12 protein-coding genes and 4 tRNA genes are annotated in these 17,341 nt (G+C 39.3%); 11 read left to right on the forward strand and 5 right to left on the reverse strand.

From position 1 onward, the window contains the following. On the reverse strand, nucleotides 1-939 hold the full coding sequence (locus ACY45D_RS15565; protein ID WP_463107530.1) for a cation diffusion facilitator family transporter: 939 nt from the start codon (nucleotides 937-939) through the stop codon (nucleotides 1-3). Nucleotides 940-1,066: 127 nt separating this feature from the next. On the opposite strand from ACY45D_RS15565, the gene ACY45D_RS15570 reads away from it, so the two are divergent. From ACY45D_RS15570 to ACY45D_RS15580, 3 genes are all read left to right on the forward strand, one after another. Further along, nucleotides 1,067-1,579 carry a GNAT family N-acetyltransferase gene (locus ACY45D_RS15570; RefSeq protein WP_463107531.1) on the forward strand — a complete coding sequence of 171 codons (513 nt, stop codon included), beginning with the start codon at nucleotides 1,067-1,069 and terminating at the stop codon, nucleotides 1,577-1,579. Between the two features lie 201 nt (nucleotides 1,580-1,780). After that, complete coding sequence (gene hcaR, locus ACY45D_RS15575) at nucleotides 1,781-2,686, forward strand: DNA-binding transcriptional regulator HcaR (RefSeq protein WP_463107532.1); 906 nt, start codon at nucleotides 1,781-1,783, stop codon at nucleotides 2,684-2,686. A 253-nt stretch (nucleotides 2,687-2,939) separates the two neighbouring features. Continuing rightward, nucleotides 2,940-3,617 carry a DUF1345 domain-containing protein gene (locus ACY45D_RS15580; protein ID WP_463107533.1) on the forward strand — a complete coding sequence of 226 codons (678 nt, stop codon included), beginning with the start codon at nucleotides 2,940-2,942 and terminating at the stop codon, nucleotides 3,615-3,617. 127 nt (nucleotides 3,618-3,744) lie between these two features. Here ACY45D_RS15580 and ACY45D_RS15585 read toward each other — a convergent pair whose 3' ends face one another. From ACY45D_RS15585 to ACY45D_RS15600, 4 genes are all read right to left on the reverse strand, one after another. Next, a complete protein-coding gene (locus ACY45D_RS15585; protein WP_463107534.1) occupies nucleotides 3,745-4,350 on the reverse strand; it encodes a glutathione S-transferase family protein in 606 nt (201 codons plus the stop codon). Between the two features lie 51 nt (nucleotides 4,351-4,401). Then, nucleotides 4,402-5,115: a helix-turn-helix transcriptional regulator gene (locus ACY45D_RS15590; protein WP_463107535.1), complete on the reverse strand. Its 714-nt coding sequence runs from the start codon at nucleotides 5,113-5,115 to the stop codon at nucleotides 4,402-4,404. A gap of 84 nt (nucleotides 5,116-5,199) precedes the next feature. Next, nucleotides 5,200-5,868: an HAD-IA family hydrolase gene (locus tag ACY45D_RS15595; RefSeq protein ID WP_463107536.1), complete on the reverse strand. Its 669-nt coding sequence runs from the start codon at nucleotides 5,866-5,868 to the stop codon at nucleotides 5,200-5,202. Between the two features lie 179 nt (nucleotides 5,869-6,047). Beyond that, entirely contained in the window at nucleotides 6,048-6,986 is a 939-nt protein-coding gene (locus ACY45D_RS15600) for an RluA family pseudouridine synthase (RefSeq protein WP_463107537.1), read from the reverse strand. Nucleotides 6,987-7,752: 766 nt separating this feature from the next. On the opposite strand from ACY45D_RS15600, the gene ACY45D_RS15605 reads away from it, so the two are divergent. From ACY45D_RS15605 to ACY45D_RS15640, 8 genes are all read left to right on the forward strand, one after another. Then, a complete protein-coding gene (locus ACY45D_RS15605; RefSeq protein WP_463107538.1) occupies nucleotides 7,753-11,142 on the forward strand; it encodes an Rne/Rng family ribonuclease in 3,390 nt (1,129 codons plus the stop codon). A 269-nt stretch (nucleotides 11,143-11,411) separates the two neighbouring features. Then, nucleotides 11,412-13,253 carry a long-chain-acyl-CoA synthetase gene (locus tag ACY45D_RS15610; RefSeq protein WP_463107539.1) on the forward strand — a complete coding sequence of 614 codons (1,842 nt, stop codon included), beginning with the start codon at nucleotides 11,412-11,414 and terminating at the stop codon, nucleotides 13,251-13,253. 184 nt (nucleotides 13,254-13,437) lie between these two features. After that, nucleotides 13,438-13,513, forward strand: a tRNA-Lys gene (locus ACY45D_RS15615). 19 nt (nucleotides 13,514-13,532) lie between these two features. Continuing rightward, nucleotides 13,533-13,608, forward strand: a tRNA-Lys gene (locus ACY45D_RS15620). Nucleotides 13,609-13,712: 104 nt separating this feature from the next. Next, nucleotides 13,713-13,788 (forward strand) — tRNA-Lys (locus ACY45D_RS15625). Nucleotides 13,789-13,980: 192 nt separating this feature from the next. Then, nucleotides 13,981-14,053, forward strand: a tRNA-Lys gene (locus tag ACY45D_RS15630). A 466-nt stretch (nucleotides 14,054-14,519) separates the two neighbouring features. Beyond that, on the forward strand, nucleotides 14,520-15,761 hold the full coding sequence (locus ACY45D_RS15635) for an MFS transporter (RefSeq protein ID WP_463107540.1): 1,242 nt from the start codon (nucleotides 14,520-14,522) through the stop codon (nucleotides 15,759-15,761). 11 nt (nucleotides 15,762-15,772) lie between these two features. After that, a complete protein-coding gene (locus ACY45D_RS15640; protein WP_463107541.1) occupies nucleotides 15,773-17,155 on the forward strand; it encodes a NarK family nitrate/nitrite MFS transporter in 1,383 nt (460 codons plus the stop codon). The last annotated feature ends 186 nt before the right edge of the window (nucleotides 17,156-17,341 follow it).

A 17,341-nucleotide genomic window follows, 5' to 3' on the forward strand; every position in this document is an offset into this window, starting at 1 on the left:
TTACTCTAAACGCCCTTTCATTCTTTCGAGCCAAACTAACTTGGTTTGTGGTTTGATAAATAATGCCACGATTTCAGGATGAATGCTCCTAATTTTGGTTTCAATCCGATTTACGCAGGTTTCAATTTCATCTGAAGTTAGATTGTCTTTAAATTCTAAACTTAAAGAAGCAATCACTTGATGTGCCCCCATTTGCTCAGTCAATACACCATTTGCAGAATAAACTGCGGGATCTTCTTGAGCGACTTTTAAAATATTATGACGCAATTGGGGATCAGCCGTTTCGCCCAACAGCAATCCTTTCGTTTCTCTTGCCAAAAGTAAAGCGGAAATTGCCAAAACCACACCAATTAAAATAGAAGCTACACCATCCAATACGGGCATATTCAATTGATGCGCACAGAAAATACCAATGAACGCAATCAATAGACCGATCAAAGCAGCTGTATCTTCAAATAATACCGTAAATGTTGTTGGGTCTTTGCTACGACGAAATGCCTCAAAATATCCCATATCACCTTTCATCTTTTTAAAAGACTTCAATGCAACACACCATGAAGCACCTTCACATAGAATAGCGAACCCGAGCACTACATAATTCACCAATGGAGATTTCATCTCCTCTGGTTGCCGAATATGTTGAATTCCTTGATAAATGGACACAACAGCACCTAAGGCAAAAACTAGCAAAGCCACAATAAATGCCCAAAAATAGAGCTCACGACCATAGCCAAAAGGATGCCTGTGATTTGCAGGTTGCTGTGACTTTTTTAAGCCGTAGAGCAATAAAACTTCATTGAGTGTATCAACAACCGAATGTACAGCTTCACTGAGCATTGCCGAACTATTTGTTATATATGCTGCAACGAATTTCACACAAGCAATCGCCAAGTTACCCAAAAGTGCTGCATAAACGACAATTTTGTTGGAATCTGACATTTATTGTCCTACTTTTTATAATCAAATACATAGATTTGATTTTTATACCAATCTTCATTCATATTAGCTAAATAAGTTGTGATTTTTCTTTATTTTTTGTTGCTTTTCACCATTGAATGAATTTGATATGGAACCTGTTTTAACCAATATTTTAAATACTCATTCGAAATCTCATTCTGAATTATTAAAAATTTGGGAAGCTTCTGTACGCGCGACACATGCGTTTCTCAATGAACAACACATCTTACAAATCAAAGAATTGATTATCCAACATCATTATTTTGACCATGTACAACTGTTTCATGTGGAACGAAATGGGCAGATTATTGGTTTTATGGGGCTCGCCTATCACAAGATAGAAATGCTTTTTATTGATCCTGCATTTTTTAATCAAGGTATCGGTTCGCAATTAATTCAGTATGCATTGACTTTGGGAGCTTATGAAGTTGATGTGAATGAGCAAAATCCAAATGCGTTTAACTTTTATAAAAAGCATGGTTTTGAACAAGTGGCTCGTTCTGAATTTGATGCTGAAGGTAACCCTTTCCCAATTTTACATTTAAAACGTAAAAAACCAGGATCATCTTTTTCAGATGATGCACAAACTCAACCCAATCAATTGACGCAAGCGCTCAACTGATGCGAACTTCAAAGCATCCTGTTTGATTAATATTTTTTATAGATTATTTATCGCAATTTTTTAATATAAAAATAACCATCATTGAAATTTAGCTATTTATTTTTTAAATATTACATCATCTTCACTGCGCTGTTGTTTATAGATTATACTCAAGTGAATTTACAGTAAGACATTTTTTGGATTACTCTATGGAAAGGTTATATGGAATTACGACACCTTAGATACTTCATTGCTGTTGCAGAAGAACTTAATTTTAGTAAAGCTGCTTTGAAACTTTATACTGCACAGCCCTCTCTCAGCCAACAAATCAAGGATCTTGAAGAAGACGTCGGTGTTAGACTTTTAAATCGTACAAAGCGCAAAGTAGAACTTACAGAAGAAGGGGCTGTATTTCTTGAACAAGCTCGTTTAACTTTAGCCCAAGCTGAAAAAGCTGTTGCGATGGCAAGGCAAGTTTCTCAAGCCAAACAACAATTATTACGTATTGGCTTCGTCCCTGTTGCTGAAATAAAAGTTTTCCCCTATGTCTTACCTAACTTACGCGTACAAAATCCTGAGCTTAAGATTGAATTGCTGAGTTTAAATAACCTTGAGCAAATGCGAGCCATCAAAAAAGGGGAACTGGATGTCTCCTTCACTCGCCATAATTTTCAAAGCAATGAAATTGAAAGTAAATTTGTGTTCCGTGAACCCTTAATTTTTATTTTGCCGAAAGACCACCCTTTAGCAAAATATGAAAGAATCCCTGTTAAAGCGTTAAATGGAATCGACTTTGTGATTCCTGCAGAAGAGCAATCTGGTACTTTACACAACATCATTTTAGACTTTGCCAAAGCACAAGGCATTGAACTTAATATTGTGCAAAAAGTCGATAATATTCTATTTAGTATCAACTCTATTGGTTTGGGCGTAGGTTGCACAATCTTACCCGCTTATATCGCGCCATTGGCCATGGAAAATACAGTCATTCGCCCTTTAGATGTTGAATTGCCTTATTTTGATTTATATGTCAGTTATCGTAAAAACTTAACATCGATTGCTGTTCAAAAGTTTATTGAGCTACTCACCAAAGTATTTTACTTAGACATGAATAATACTGATATTTAAAGCATATTCAATCGCCTCATCGTACTGGATAGAACAGTGATGATGAGGTGTTAAGCAAAGATTGATCTTTCTTTTAGAATAAGTAATATTCATACAACAATGGCTTGTACTCTTTAAAATTCCAAAATTTAAAGTACCGAAACTGAAAGCAACAAAACCAAATAAACAAACGGCTAAATCCAGCTAAAATTGAAGTTTGATTGGTCATTTACTTCAATTTTAGTCAAAAAATAAACCAAGCACAGAGGGTTTTATGTCTATACATGCCATTCATCAGATCCGATCTAGCTTTGTATCTCGCCCCTATTTTTTTATTACCTTTCTACTGACTGCCATTTTGTACGTTGTGATTGGTTTATTCACAGATTGGACTTGGTCAACCCGACTTTTACTGGGTTGGAATATTTCAATTTTGACTTATCTAGTACTGACAATGCGAGTGTTATGGACGATCAACCATGCTCACATCTTAAAACGTGCTCAACAACAAGATGCCAGTAAGTGGTTTATTTTATTACTGGTCGTGATGACTTTAGTTATGTGTTTTATTGCGATTATTGTCGAACTTAGTCATTTACCTAACATTGCAATCGTTAAATATGGGCATTTGGCACTTTCAATTCTGACGATTATTTTTGCATGGCTATTTATGCATACTGTGTTTGCGATTCATTATGCACATGACTATTACTTGGCTATAGCCAAACATCAAGATGGCGGTTTGGATTTTCCCAAAACCACTGAACCGACTTACCCCGAATTTATCTACTTTAGTTATGTGATTGGAACTTCTGCACAAACAGCTGATGTATCCATTACCTCTCGTTCAATGCGAATTTTAAATATTTTACACATTCTGCTGGCTTATGGTTTCAACACCACGATTTTAGCAATCTGTATCAATGTTGCCGCTAGTTTTATTATGACTTAAAGAATTACTTATATGAGAATAAGATTGATGATCAAAAACTTAAATCATATTAAAGTCTAAATAGCAAAAAATAAGTCACTGGGTTGAGCAACTTATCTTTCCTTTAAAATACAAAACCCAGAGTCAATTATAAAGTAAGATTGGCCTGATGCTTCTGTAAACTTTCTCGTTGTTGTAATGCAGCAACATAACGATCAATGGCTGGATGTGGTTGGAGTTTACCCATTTTCAATTGCCACATAATCATCGCTCCAACACTAATGTCTGCCACTGTAAACTGTTCACCACACAAATATGGTTGAGCCTGTTCTAAACCTTGAATCAAGGCATTGTAAACATCCTCGTAATCACCATAACCAACATGCATTTTTTGTTCTGGCGTCACTTTGATATTTAAATATTCATTATCTGAGGCAGCAGCCAAAGGCCCTGCACCAAAAAATAACCAACGATAATACAAACCTCGTTTTGGATCATTCAATGCTGGCGCTAAACCTTTTTCAGAAAACTTATCTGCTAAATATGCACAAATGGCATCCAACTCATAAATGACCACATCACCATCCACCAAAACAGGAACTTTGCCGAAAGGATTCAATTTTAAAAATTCTGCGGATTTCATCTCTGCGCCATAAGCGATTTCTTTACGCTCCAGCTCAATCCCGAGATCTAAAGCCAACCAATCTACGACTAGGCCACGAGATTGCTTATTTGTATATAAAGTTAAAGCCATTGTTCTACCCTCTGTTGTTTTGTTCTAAATCGAGTGTAGAGCGATGCTGTGTCAGTTTTTGTCAGTAGTGTTTTGTTTTACTTCAATGGCTAAATTTTCTTTTTGACACCATTGTTCATAAAGATGGCGTTTGAACTGAGGGTAATGTTGCTCAATCAACTCTATTTTTTGAATCCGATCCAATCTAAAGTTACGAAAGTCTTCACGCAATTCACACCATGCGGCTACTAACATTTTGTCGTTAAAATACCCAAGTGCAAACGGCCATAATTGTCGTTTCGAAACGTGTTGTTGTTCATCTACATAATCAATTTGTAGCTTAAATTGCATACGAATCGCGATACGAACTTGCTGCACAATAGCTTGATCCACCTCTACCCAAGAGTGAATCGATCTTAAATAAGTATTGTTTAAAAATGCTTGCTTCTGCGGTGGCATCACCGCTTTAAGTTTGGACAATACCGAATGTGAAGCATGTTGCAACGCTTGGTCTGGTATCGATTTCACCCATTGCAAAGCCAAATATACAGCTTCAACCTCAGTCTCATTTAGACTCATTGGTGGCAATAAGAAATTTTCTTTCAGTTGAAAACCCAGTCCTGCACTACCTTCAACATTTACACCTTGCTCACGCAAACTTTCAATATCCCGATAAACACTTCTCACACTTATTTCCAAGTGCTCTGCCAAATGTTGTGCTGTAATTGGATAACGCTGTTCACGTAAAAGTTGTAATAAATTTAACAGTCGAATCGAACGGCTCATAAGGTATATTCTTATTATTTAACTCATTATGCGATTGAGATGAGTGTTATAAATAAGGCATATTTTTTATATGCCTCGATCTGTTTAAGCGACCTCAGATGTACTGACCTGAGCATTTAAGAATTGATGTAGTGTACTTACATTATGAACAACTATTAAAGGATTAAAACGTTGTAAAACATCCACAGTATGCACGCCATAACTTACACCGACACGTGGCATGGCAATATTTTGCGCCATCTCTAAATCATAAGATGTATCACCAACCATAATTGCACGTTCAGGGTTTACACCAGTGAAATCCAATATCTCCGCAAGCATGAGCGGATCGGGTTTAGACTTAGTTTCACTTGCAGCTCGTGTAATTTCAAATAAATCACGACTGTTGGTTTGAGCTAAAACACGATCTAAACCTCTACGACTTTTTCCTGTTGCAACAGCCAGCTTGATATTCTGATTTTTCAAACCATACAACATCTCTGCAACACCGGAAAACCACTGATCATCCTTTGAATGCTCAACATAATGATCACCATAACACTTTAGAATATCTGCATGTAACTCTGACACATTTGGAAATAAAACTTGCGCAACTTCAGGTAAGCCCAAGCCAATAATACTTTTTGCTGCCTCAGACGTTAACGGTTGCGCAAACTGCTCTGCTGCATAAAGTAGGCTCGTTACAATTTGCCCAACTGAATCAAATAATGTTCCATCCCAATCAAAGACAATCAGTTCTACAGGTTTTTGCATGAATTTCCTCTATAAGATCCTCTCTCCTTTCAGGAGAGGGTTAGAGAGAGGTTTTTAGTAAATACCCCCTCATTCAAATCATTCAAACCTTCGTCCCAAGGGAAAGATTCAAAAATTAAATTCTATCTTTCCATAATTCCCTCTCCTTTCAGGAGAGGGTTAGGGAGAGGTAAAAAAACTCAATCTTTCTTCTGCGCTCTTAACTGCGCCACCAAACTTTGCATATCTTCAGGCAAAGGCGCTTCAATCATCGCATAACCTGGGATTTCCAAACGCATCGCATGTAAACATAAACGACGTGGGTTTGGCCCTCTATACTCGGTTTCATGACCATATTTATCATCACCAACAAGTGGATGACCAATACTTAAACCATGCACACGAATCTGATGCGTACGACCTGATAGCGGTGATGCATAAACCAAGGTGGCATGCATGAAACGCTCAGCTACTTTCCATTGTGTCTTCGATTCTTTACCATCTTTTGACACACGAACACGTCGTTCACCATTGGCCAATTCATAACGCAATAAAGGTTGGTCAATCAATTGATCATCCAAACTGACCTGCCCTTTCACAATCGCAGCATAGGTTTTACGAATTTTATGTTCACGTAATAAATCTTGAAGTGTTTTTAAAACGCTACGCTTTTTACTGATCATCACCAAACCAGAAGTATCACGGTCAATACGATGAATCAATTCTAGATATTTTTTACCTGTTGCAGCACGTAAACCTTCAATCAGACCATATGCCACACCACTACCACCATGCACTGCGATTCCTGAAGGTTTATTGACCACCATTAAACCTTCATCTTCATAGACCACACGACTAAGTAGGCTTTGAGCAACCTTATCGGATACAGGTGCATCGCTTTCATCTTTTTGCTCAAAGCGAATTGGCGCAACACGAATTTGATCACCAATCGCCAATTTAGTTTCAGCCTTAATTCGCTTTTTATTAACACGAACTTGACCTTCTCGAATCAAACGATAAATGCGGCTTTTTGGCACACCTTTTAAACGTGTAAATAAGAAGTTATCGATACGTTGACCTTCTTGATGCTCATCGACTTCAAACCAAGTTACACTTTGCCATTGTTGCGTAGAATTCATACAGTTAGGTGATCCAATAAAAAACGAAATTTGATTAAAAACTGATCATTTAGACTATGCTTTTCATACAAAATAAGCGTATAGCCCATAGGCAGATGATGCAAGGTTTGCTATAGTCAGCGCACGGATACCGCCGTAAGTGAAATTTACTCTGCACTTTTCAAAAACTTGGAAAGCAAAACACATTGTAAAAATTCACCACTAGCTCGGAATGGTCCCAAAAGAATATGCCGACGCCGAAGGCTTTATTATATCGGCAAAAAGACAAACTGTTGCGTTTAATTGTACTTAAAGTACAGAAATCGGTTTGTTTAAAAATATATGTCGCCAACCGAGACGTTGGTTTTTAAACATAAACTGATGCACGCCAGACAAGTCGCTTTAGAGTGTTATTCAGGACATAAGTGTTTGAGGCATTGGAACTGCATAGTTTGTAAAGATACGATGATCATTCCGTATCAAGACACCCTTACCTATGAGTAGAGTTGATCTTCGAGCAATATGACAGTGAAAGACGAACAAAATAAGTCATCCAATGCACCACTTTAAGTGCCAGTGAAAAGCTCAAAACTTTAATTGTGCAAAGATTAAAGAAGTATTGCAACATCAATAGGTATCAAATCCAAACCTTTTGAAAAACAGGTTGGTGAATACTCAAGACATGTAGATGTATCCATGTTTTTGAATATTGATCCAAGCTTTTAGATGTTCGCATCACTTAAAGATAGCGAGTTGTTGGTGTGAATCACTACTAGGTGTTACACCCATGAAACGTATGTTGATCAATGCAACACATGCCGAAGAAGTTCGCGTTGCACTCATCACTGGTCACCGCCTTTACGATTTTGACTTAGAAAATCGTACGCGTGAGCAAAAGAAAGCCAACATCTATAAAGGTCACGTTACGCGTGTTGAACCTTCATTAGAAGCAGTATTTGTAGAATATGGAGCAGGTCGTCAAGGTTTCTTGTCGATGCGTGAAATTGCCAATACCTATTACAAAGCTGACCCTCGCCAAACTTCAAATATCCGTGAATTGATCACGGAAGGCACTGAACTTCTAGTTCAAGTTGAAAAAGAAGAACGTGGTAATAAAGGCGCAGCCCTTTCTACTTATATTTCTTTAGCAGGTCGCTATTTAGTTTTAATGCCAAACAACCCTAAAGGTGGTGGTATTAGTCGTCAAATTTCAGGTTCAGTTCGTGAAGAATTAAAAGAAATGTTGGCATCGTTGAACACACCACGTGGCATGAGCGTTATTGTCCGTACTGCAGGTATTGGTCGTTCTCAAGAAGAATTACAACTTGATTTACAGCATCTGTTAGACCTTTGGGCTCAAATCCAAAATACGGCAAGTTCTGGCCCGTCACCAATGCTTGTACATCAAGAAGCGGGTGTTGTGACTCGTGCTATCCGTGATTATTTACGCGATGATGTGACTGAAATTTTAATTGATTCTGAACAAGCATATAACGAAGCATATAACTTCGTAAAAGCAGTGATGCCGAATCAAGTTGATAAGCTTAAAACTTATACTTTAAATGAACCACTTTTTGCTCATTTTGGTATCGAAAGCCAAATTCAAACGGCTTATGAACGTGAAGTAAAACTTCCTTCTGGTGGTTCTATTGTCATTGACCAAACTGAAGCTTTGGTTTCAATTGATATTAACTCTGCAAAATCAACTCGTGGTCATGATGTAGAAGAAACTGCGCTAAGCACCAACTTAGAAGCTGCAGAAGAAATTTCACGTCAACTTCGTTTACGCGATATTGGCGGCTTAGTCGTCATCGACTTCATCGACATGACCAAAGAACGCAATCAGCGTATGGTTGAAGCAAAACTTCGTGAATCAACGCAAAGTGACCGTGCACGTATCCAGTTTGGACAATTGTCTCGCTTTGGTTTAATGGAAATGAGCCGTCAACGCTTACGTCCATCTTTAGAAGAAGCAACAGGTTATGTCTGCCCGCGCTGTCATGGCACAGGTATGGTACGAGACTTACGCTCTTTATCACTTTCAATCATGCGTAAAGTGGAAGAAATTGCTCTTCGCGAACGTCATGGTGAAGTTCAAGTCGAAGTTCCTGTAGAAATCGCAGCATTCTTATTGAATGAAAAGCGTCACAGCCTTGTTTACTTAGAACAAACTTCAAATGTACGTGTGACTGTATTGCCACATCCACATTTAGAAACACCACATTACGAAATTTCGTATAACCCTGAAGGTTTTGCACCAACAAGCTATGAACGTACAGAAGCGACACGTTCAAGTGAAAAAGAATTGGGTTACCAATCTTCTGAATGGCATTTAGAGGAAGAGCCAACGCAACCAGCTGGTGCTCCTGCTCAAAACAATAAGTCTCAAAGAAAGCAACAAAACCAACAACAGCAAGCTAAACCAGCAGCCGTTCAAGCTCAAGTTGCACAAACATCATCAAGCCCATGTGCTTGGTTAGAAAACTTGTTTGTACAAAAGCAAGCAGCGACTGTTGATCAATCACGCTCTGCAAATAATGCAGCAGCTGCGATTGAACAAATGGTGAATGGTGGTGCAGTCAGCCGTGGCCAATTTGGTCAAGTCAATGCAACAAGCACTGCAGTTGAAGCGCGTGTTGTTCCTGAAACCAATGCTTATCTTTCACAAAGTCCTGTTCAAAAACAAGAACCACGTGAATATGAAAAGTCAGCGGAGAAAGAAGAAAAAACTCAGCGTAATAATAACAACAATAAAAAGCGTAACAAGCATAAAGAACCACGTGAACAATCAACTGAACAAAATCAGATGATTGAAGAAGTTGTTCAAATATCTCATCAAGAGCAACGCCAAGAACAGCGTCAGGAACAACGTGATCAAAGACGTCAGCAAAAACAACGTCAACAGCATGATCAACAACCTGAAGTCAATGCTGAGCAGTCAGTTCCTCGTCGTGATCGTCATAACAATCAACGACCAAACCGTCCAAATCGTCATCGCGATAACAACGTGTTTAATGATGAACAGCAACCGGTCGCTAACAATGCTGTAGCTGAACCGAATAAGGCAGCTGTATCTGACAAACAACTTAAAGTTGAAGTCGTTGATGCACCTCAGCATGCACCATTAACAACCGCTTTAGTGGTCAATGTTGATCAAGCACAAAGTGAAATTTTAGCGTTGAACCAACAGCAACCTAAAGCACCTGCGAAAACGAAAAAACATGCTCCAGCAGAAGCTAAAACAGATAAACCTGTTGAAGTCACTGCACCTGCTGTTGTCGAAGCGAAAAGTGAACCTGTTGCCGTTGAACAAACTACACCTGTTCAAGAGCCAGTGAAACGTGCGAGCAATGATCCACGTCAAAAGCGTCGTGAACAACGTGCTGCTGCTCAAGCAAAAGCTGAAGCACCTAAAATCGTTCCTTCACAAGTACCGACGTTAAATCAGTACACTGTGGGTACTTTAATCCGTGCGGTTTATGGTGATGATTGTGCAGTTCTTATCGAGCAATTTGGTTTAATTCCAACATTTAACCGTGCATTGCTTAAGTTCACTGAAGAATATGCCGCAACGTTGACAGTTGCCGCAGCTCCAGAAGCGCAAGAAAAGAAACCTGTCACACGTGATGTTGCCATTAGCAAAGCTGCTCCTGAAGCGCAGCCTGCTGAAAGACTTGATTTAACACCGCCTAAAGCTGTGAATGATCAACGTGTTGCAAATGACCCACGTGAACGTCGTCGTTTAGCAAAACAAGCAGCGGTACAAGCAAAGCAAGAGCACCAAGCTGAACTTGAAAATAACCAAACTCAAGTGAAAGTTGTGGAAGCAACTGTAAGTGAAGTAACAGCACCTCAAACAGAAAATACGACTGTTGAAGTACAAGCTGAAACTGTTGTTAATACTACGACTCAAGTGAATGCTGAAATCGCACCAGTTGAGACTGTTGAAGTTCAAGAAACTGTTGCAGCAATTGAAGTGCAGGCTGAGCCAGTCACTCCAACTGAAACATCAAGCCCAAAGGAAGAAACTCAGCAATCTTTAGCTTTGGACACAACAGCGAAGGAAAAAGCGAGTAATAACGACGAGGCAGACGTTTCAACTGATGAAAAACCTGCTCGACCTCGTCGACCTCGTGGACGTCCACCAAAGAAAACCACTCCGCCAACTGCAGAGTAATGCGTAATTGGCTATAATTTGCATAAAATATAGCGAGAAAAGAAAACCTAGTCATTTCGATGGCTAGGTTTTTTTGTTATTTTGGAAGGATTATAAATACATTTGTCAGATTAGGTTGATTGCACTAGACCAAAACCATTAAAAAGACACGTGTAAATTGGATTATTTTATTTCCATATTTTGCTTTATCCCAAAATGTGAAAATAACAATATTGAGTTTATGATGCTCTAAAAATTGTATCGGATTACGAAAAATAAATAGGATTGATATGAGTCAAACAACACAGACCGATCTCATCGGATTTGCTGATGTAGCAGAACGCTTACCACAGTTAATAAGCAAACTTCCCAACATCTTGACTGGTCTAAAACAAGCGTATATTAGAACGCCACAAACACCCACTGGTCTAGGTTTAGCTTTTGAACGTGCTGTAAAGCGTAATCCCTATGGAGATGCGCTATTATTTGAAAATCAACGTTACAGTTATCAAGAGCTGAACAATTGGGCAAACCAAATTGCTCACTTTTATCTCTCTAAAGGTATCAAAAAAGGCGATGTGATCACTGTAATGATCGAAAATCGCCCTGAATTGATTGTTTCGGTTATTGCACTTGCCAAGATTGGGGTCACTACAGCATTAGTGAATACTTCACAAACAGGCAAAGTACTGACCCATAGCATCAACTTAGTCAATCCTGTTGCCATCATTGTTGGTGAAGAATGTCGTGCTGCTGTTGATGAAATACGCCAAGACTTAAATATTGCCCAAGATCGCTTTCATTGGTTTGCAGACCAAGATACCTTTAAGCAACCGGGTACTGCACCACAAGGCTTTATTAACCTTGCAGAACAAACGGATCAATTTCCTAAATTTAATCCATCTACGACTCAAAGTGTCAAAGGTAAAGATGGTTTATTTTATATCTATACATCAGGAACAACAGGTTTACCTAAAGCTGTGATCTTCACCAATAGCCGTTGGACACTCGCTTACGGAACTTACGGCCATATCTTAAACCTTGGTGAAGATGATGTCATGTATTGTACCCTGCCGCTTTATCATGCTACAGGTATGGTGGTGTGCTGGTGTGGTGTGATTGCTGGTGGTTCAGCACTTGCAATCCGTCGTAAATTTTCAACTTCGTCATTCTGGTCAGATGTTAAAAAATTCGATGCATCTGCAATTGGCTATGTCGGCGAACTATGTCGCTATCTCATAGATGCACCAGCATCAGAACTTGACCGCTCTCATCGTGTCACCAAAATGATTGGTAATGGTATGCGCCCGAATATTTGGGGTAAATTCAAACAACGTTTTGGTATAAAAGAAATTCTAGAGCTGTATGCTTCAAGTGAAGGTAATGTAGGCTTTAGTAATATTTTTAACTTTGACAATACTGTTGGTTTCTCTCCAACGCCTTATGCGATTGTTCAATTTGATAAAGACAAAAATGAACCTGTTCGTGATTCAAATGGTCATTGCTGTAAAGTTAAAAAAGGTGAAGTTGGCCTACTGATTGGAAAAATTACCAGCCGTTCACCTTTTGATGGATATACAGACCCTGAAAAAAATAAATCTGTGATTATGAAAGATGTCTTTCAAAAGGGGGATTCTTATTTCATCACGGGTGACTTAGTTCGAGATATTGGTTTCCGTCATGCACAATTTATCGACCGTTTAGGGGATACTTTCCGTTGGAAAGGTGAAAATGTTTCAACTACAGAAGTTGAAAACATTGTCAGTGAATACGCTAAGATCACTGAAGCAGTGGTTTATGGCGTTGAGATCCCCAATACCAATGGTCGTGCAGGTATGGCAGCGATTACACTACATGATGGTGAAAGCCTCACAAGTGATGATTTAGAGCAAATGGTGGCAGAGTTTAAAAAGCACCTTCCTGCTTATGCTGTTCCAGTTTTTTTACGTGTACAACAAACTGTTGAAACCACAGGTACCTTTAAATATCAGAAAAATAAATTGAAAGAGCAAGCTTTCGATCCAAATAAAACGTCTGATCGTTTATTGGTTCTGTTGCCAAGCAAAACAGCTTATTGCGATGTAAATGCTGAAATTCTTGCAAATATTGAAGCATATCAATATCGTTTCTAAGACAAATTCAAGCCATTTCACCTGAGAAATGGCTAAATTTGTGTTATTTATAACCGAACGTTGCAAACTTTATTAATTTTCACTTGCGCTCTATCAATAACTTGCTAAAATACGCTCCATCAAAACAAAGTAGTGTTAAAATTCATTTTGCACTGCATATTTAAGTGAAAACTTAAATATATGTGGGTCGTTAGCTCAGCTGGTAGAGCAGCGGACTTTTAATCCGTTGGTCCCGCGTTCGAATCGCGGACGACCCACCACTTATTTTGATTCCTTGATGGGTCGTTAGCTCAGCTGGTAGAGCAGCGGACTTTTAATCCGTTGGTCCCGCGTTCGAATCGCGGACGACCCACCATCTCCTTGTAAAATCTAATTTTACATACCTGCTCAGGTCGAATGTTTTAAGAAAATCCCTTTTCTAAAAACTTCAACGAATATTTTTTCGTTATACCTCGCTCAGGGTCGTTAGCTCAGCTGGTAGAGCAGCGGACTTTTAATCCGTTGGTCCCGCGTTCGAATCGCGGACGACCCACCATTCTTCTTTATTCTCAAATTGTTAATGTTGCTTTCTGCACTGCTAAATTCAGATTATAATAGTGTTTACAGAAAAGCATATTTGCATATGTTCCAGTTCAGATATTCCAAAGTAAATATCCGTTTTTAAACAATTCACCATTCTTGAAATTTCGCGACATCTTCTACATTTTTAATGTTTTAAATCTGTTCTGGGTTGTTAGCTCAGTTGGGAGAGCAGTAGACTCTTAATCTATTGGTCGTGGGTTCGAACCCCACACAACCCATAAAATACCAATTACCGATCAGTTTAAAAATTATTTTAACAATGGATTCTTATATTTAAAAATTGAAAGACTAAATAGATCTCTTAATTTATATTTTTGACAATATTCTTCATAAATACAAAATTCAGCTGCTCCAAACAATAAGCTATCTCTGCTTTAGGCTACAGCACAAAAACATTGATGAGATGCATCTAATTCCTAACGATTTACTTACAACACGATAATCCTTGATCGTGATTTTAGTATGTTTAATCGTTTGGTTTATGTCTAAACACATCTTCTTATCACATCAAATATCGCTTAAATAATAAGATCAATGGTATTCCACCTAATCACACACTCTCCAAAATAACTAGTTCCTTCTCCCTCTATTTTCCTAATTATCTCGCCAATCTGATGAATATTTTCTTCACATACAAAGCATTACCCTACACCTAAGAAACTAACTAAAGTCAGGGGGATGCTCATGGAAACGCAACGTTCCAAAGCCAATAGTATTTTAATTTCAAGTACCTTGTCTTTTACTGTGTGTTTTATGGTGTGGATGATCTTTGCAGTCTTGGGGATTCCAATCAAGGAGAAACTGGGGCTCAGCCAGACCCAATTTGGTATTTTGGCAGCAATGCCTGTGCTATCAGGCTCATTGGCTCGAGTACCACTCGGTATTTGGACAGATCGCTACGGTGGTCGAATTGTCTTTTTTTGCTTAATGCTGTTTTGCACACCTGCGGTTTTTTTATTGCAATACGCCACCAGTTATTGGCAATTCCTTGCTTTAGGTCTGTGGATGGGTCTGATTGGCGGCTCTTTTTCGGTCGGCACACCCTATGTTGCAAAATGGTTTGACCGTGAACATCAAGGCTTCGCCATGGGTGTTTTTGGTGCAGGAAATGCAGGCAGTGCCTTAAATAAGTTTATTGCACCTGCGCTGATTATGAGTTTTGGCTGGGCAATGGTTCCCACAGTCTATACCCTGATTTTACTTGGCGCTGCAATTATATTTTGGTTCACCACCTATACCGATCCCACCCATCAAACGACATCCAATATCAAACTTTCTGATCAACTACGCTTAATAAAAGATCCCGCTGTACTCCGTTATAGCCAATATTATTCCGTGGTTTTTGGAGGCTATGTCGGTCTGGCGCTGTGGATGGTGAGTTATTACACGCAAGAATATGGTTTTGACCTCAAACATGCCGCCTTTCTTGCAGCCTGTTTCTCTCTCCCAGGAGGGGTACTGCGTGCTTTGGGTGGCTGGTTATCTGACAAATATGGCGCATATAAAGTCACTTGGGCGGTGATGTGGGTCTGTTGGGTTGCGTTCTTTATCTTGTCTTACCCACAGACAGCAATGGTCATTCAGACAGTCAATGGACCATTGGAATTTAAGATCTATCTGAATGCCACGATCTTCACGATTATTTTATTTATCGTCGGAATTGCGATGGCGATTGGCAAGGCATCTGTTTTCAAATTCATTGCTAATGATTTCCCCAATGAGATTGGCATGGTATCAGGTGTGGTTGGTCTCGCTGGCGGCTTAGGTGGTTTTTTATTACCGATTTTATTTGGTTTGTTGGTTGACTTCACAGGCATACGTTCAAGCTCTTTCATGCTGCTGTATGGCTGTGTTTGTGTCAGTTTGATCTGGATGCACTTTTCTTTCAAACCATTACAAAAACAACACATCCTTAATCAAGGTTAAAAGGTGTCATCATGGCTAAAAATTTATCAGTTTGGCAACCTGAAAACGAACAATTCTGGAATCAGACAGGCCGCGCCATCGCTCGCCGTAATCTGTGGATTTCTGTCCCAGCATTACTGCTTGCCTTTGCGATTTGGCAAGTATGGAGTGTAGCGGTGGTCAAACTCCCGACCATTGGCTTTACCTACAGTAAAAATCAATTATTTTGGCTGGCAGCCTTGCCTGCATTATCTGGTGCAACATTACGTATTTTCTATTCTTTCGTTATACCTATCTTTGGTGGGCGACGCTGGACGGCGATTTCTACAGCAAGCTTATTGATTCCTGCGATAGGTCTCGGCTTTGCTGTGCAAAATCCTGAAACCAGCTACACCACAATGGTAATTTTGGCATTATTGTGTGGTTTTGGTGGGGCGAACTTCAGTTCCTCCATGTCTAATATCAGCTTCTTTTTCCCCAAGTCAGAGAAAGGCAATGCGCTGGGAATCAATGCAGGTCTAGGCAATTTAGGGGTGTCTACAGTACAGTTTGTCGTACCGATCGTGATCACCTTTTCTTTGTTTGGTGCAATAGGTGGTGCACCACAAACTGCAACACTCCCTGATGGTTCGACCCAACAAATTTGGCTACAAAATGCAGGGTTCGTTTGGGTGCCATTTATCATTTTATCGACACTCTTTGCATGGTTTGGCATGAATGATATCGACTCAGCCAAAGCATCCTTTAAAGACCAGGCAGTGATTTTCAAACGTAAACATAACTGGCTGATGTGCTGGCTCTATATCGGCACATTTGGTTCATTTATTGGTTTTTCCGCAGGTTTTGCACTACTGACCAAGCAAGTCTTTCCTGATATTGATCCGATCAAATATGCATTCTTTGGCCCTTTGATAGGTGCGATCATGCGTGTGGTGGGTGGGTGGTTGTCTGACAAATTCGCAGCATCTCAAGTCACCCAAATCAGTTTTATTCTAATGATTGCCGGCGTGATAGGCATCATTATTTTTATGCCCACACATGGTATGGGTGGTTCATTTGCAGGTTTCTTTGCGTGCTTTATGTTGTTATTTGCAGCCACAGGTATTGGCAATGCCTCTACCTTTGCTCAAGCACCACGTATCTTTGCTACCCTACATCGCCAGCACGCCAAAGCCTATGGTCTATCTGAATCTGAAGCGGATAATAATGCAACCAAAGAGTCCGCAGCAGTTGTTGGCTTTATGGGCGCAATCGGAGCTTATGGTGGTTTCTTTATTCCCAAAAGCTTTGGGACATCTATTGATCTGACTGGTGATGCCTTAGCTGCCATGATTTGCTTTATTTGTTTTTACCTCTGCTGTATTTTTATCAATTGGTGGTTTTATGCACGTAAAAATGCCGAGGTAAAATGCTAAGTTAATAATAATGATATCGGAACTAACATACTAAAACTACACATTTTCTTTTTTCCAACAAGCACCTTATAGATTTGTAAGGTGCTTCTTTTTTCAAAAGAACTATTCACCCTCCACCAAAGTGATTAGTTATACCTATTCATAACGCTACCTCTGACCAATAGTTGATTATTTTGTCAATTTGTA

It is taken from the genome of Acinetobacter sp. BZX-2 (assembly GCF_055179795.1).

Bases quoted from the DNA above. Each gene is read 5' to 3' on its own strand.
- ACY45D_RS15565 (WP_463107530.1), bottom strand. From the start codon at position 939: ATGTCAGATTCCAACAAAATTGTCGTTTATGCAGCACTTTTGGGTAAC.
- ACY45D_RS15570 (WP_463107531.1), top strand. From the start codon at position 1,067: ATGGAACCTGTTTTAACCAATATTTTAAATACTCATTCGAAATCTCAT.
- hcaR (WP_463107532.1), top strand. From the start codon at position 1,781: ATGGAATTACGACACCTTAGATACTTCATTGCTGTTGCAGAAGAACTT.
- ACY45D_RS15580 (WP_463107533.1), top strand. From the start codon at position 2,940: ATGTCTATACATGCCATTCATCAGATCCGATCTAGCTTTGTATCTCGC.
- ACY45D_RS15585 (WP_463107534.1), bottom strand. From the start codon at position 4,350: ATGGCTTTAACTTTATATACAAATAAGCAATCTCGTGGCCTAGTCGTA.
- ACY45D_RS15590 (WP_463107535.1), bottom strand. From the start codon at position 5,115: ATGAGCCGTTCGATTCGACTGTTAAATTTATTACAACTTTTACGTGAA.
- ACY45D_RS15595 (WP_463107536.1), bottom strand. From the start codon at position 5,868: ATGCAAAAACCTGTAGAACTGATTGTCTTTGATTGGGATGGAACATTA.
- ACY45D_RS15600 (WP_463107537.1), bottom strand. From the start codon at position 6,986: ATGAATTCTACGCAACAATGGCAAAGTGTAACTTGGTTTGAAGTCGAT.
- ACY45D_RS15605 (WP_463107538.1), top strand. From the start codon at position 7,753: ATGAAACGTATGTTGATCAATGCAACACATGCCGAAGAAGTTCGCGTT.
- ACY45D_RS15610 (WP_463107539.1), top strand. From the start codon at position 11,412: ATGAGTCAAACAACACAGACCGATCTCATCGGATTTGCTGATGTAGCA.
- ACY45D_RS15635 (WP_463107540.1), top strand. From the start codon at position 14,520: ATGGAAACGCAACGTTCCAAAGCCAATAGTATTTTAATTTCAAGTACC.
- ACY45D_RS15640 (WP_463107541.1), top strand. From the start codon at position 15,773: ATGGCTAAAAATTTATCAGTTTGGCAACCTGAAAACGAACAATTCTGG.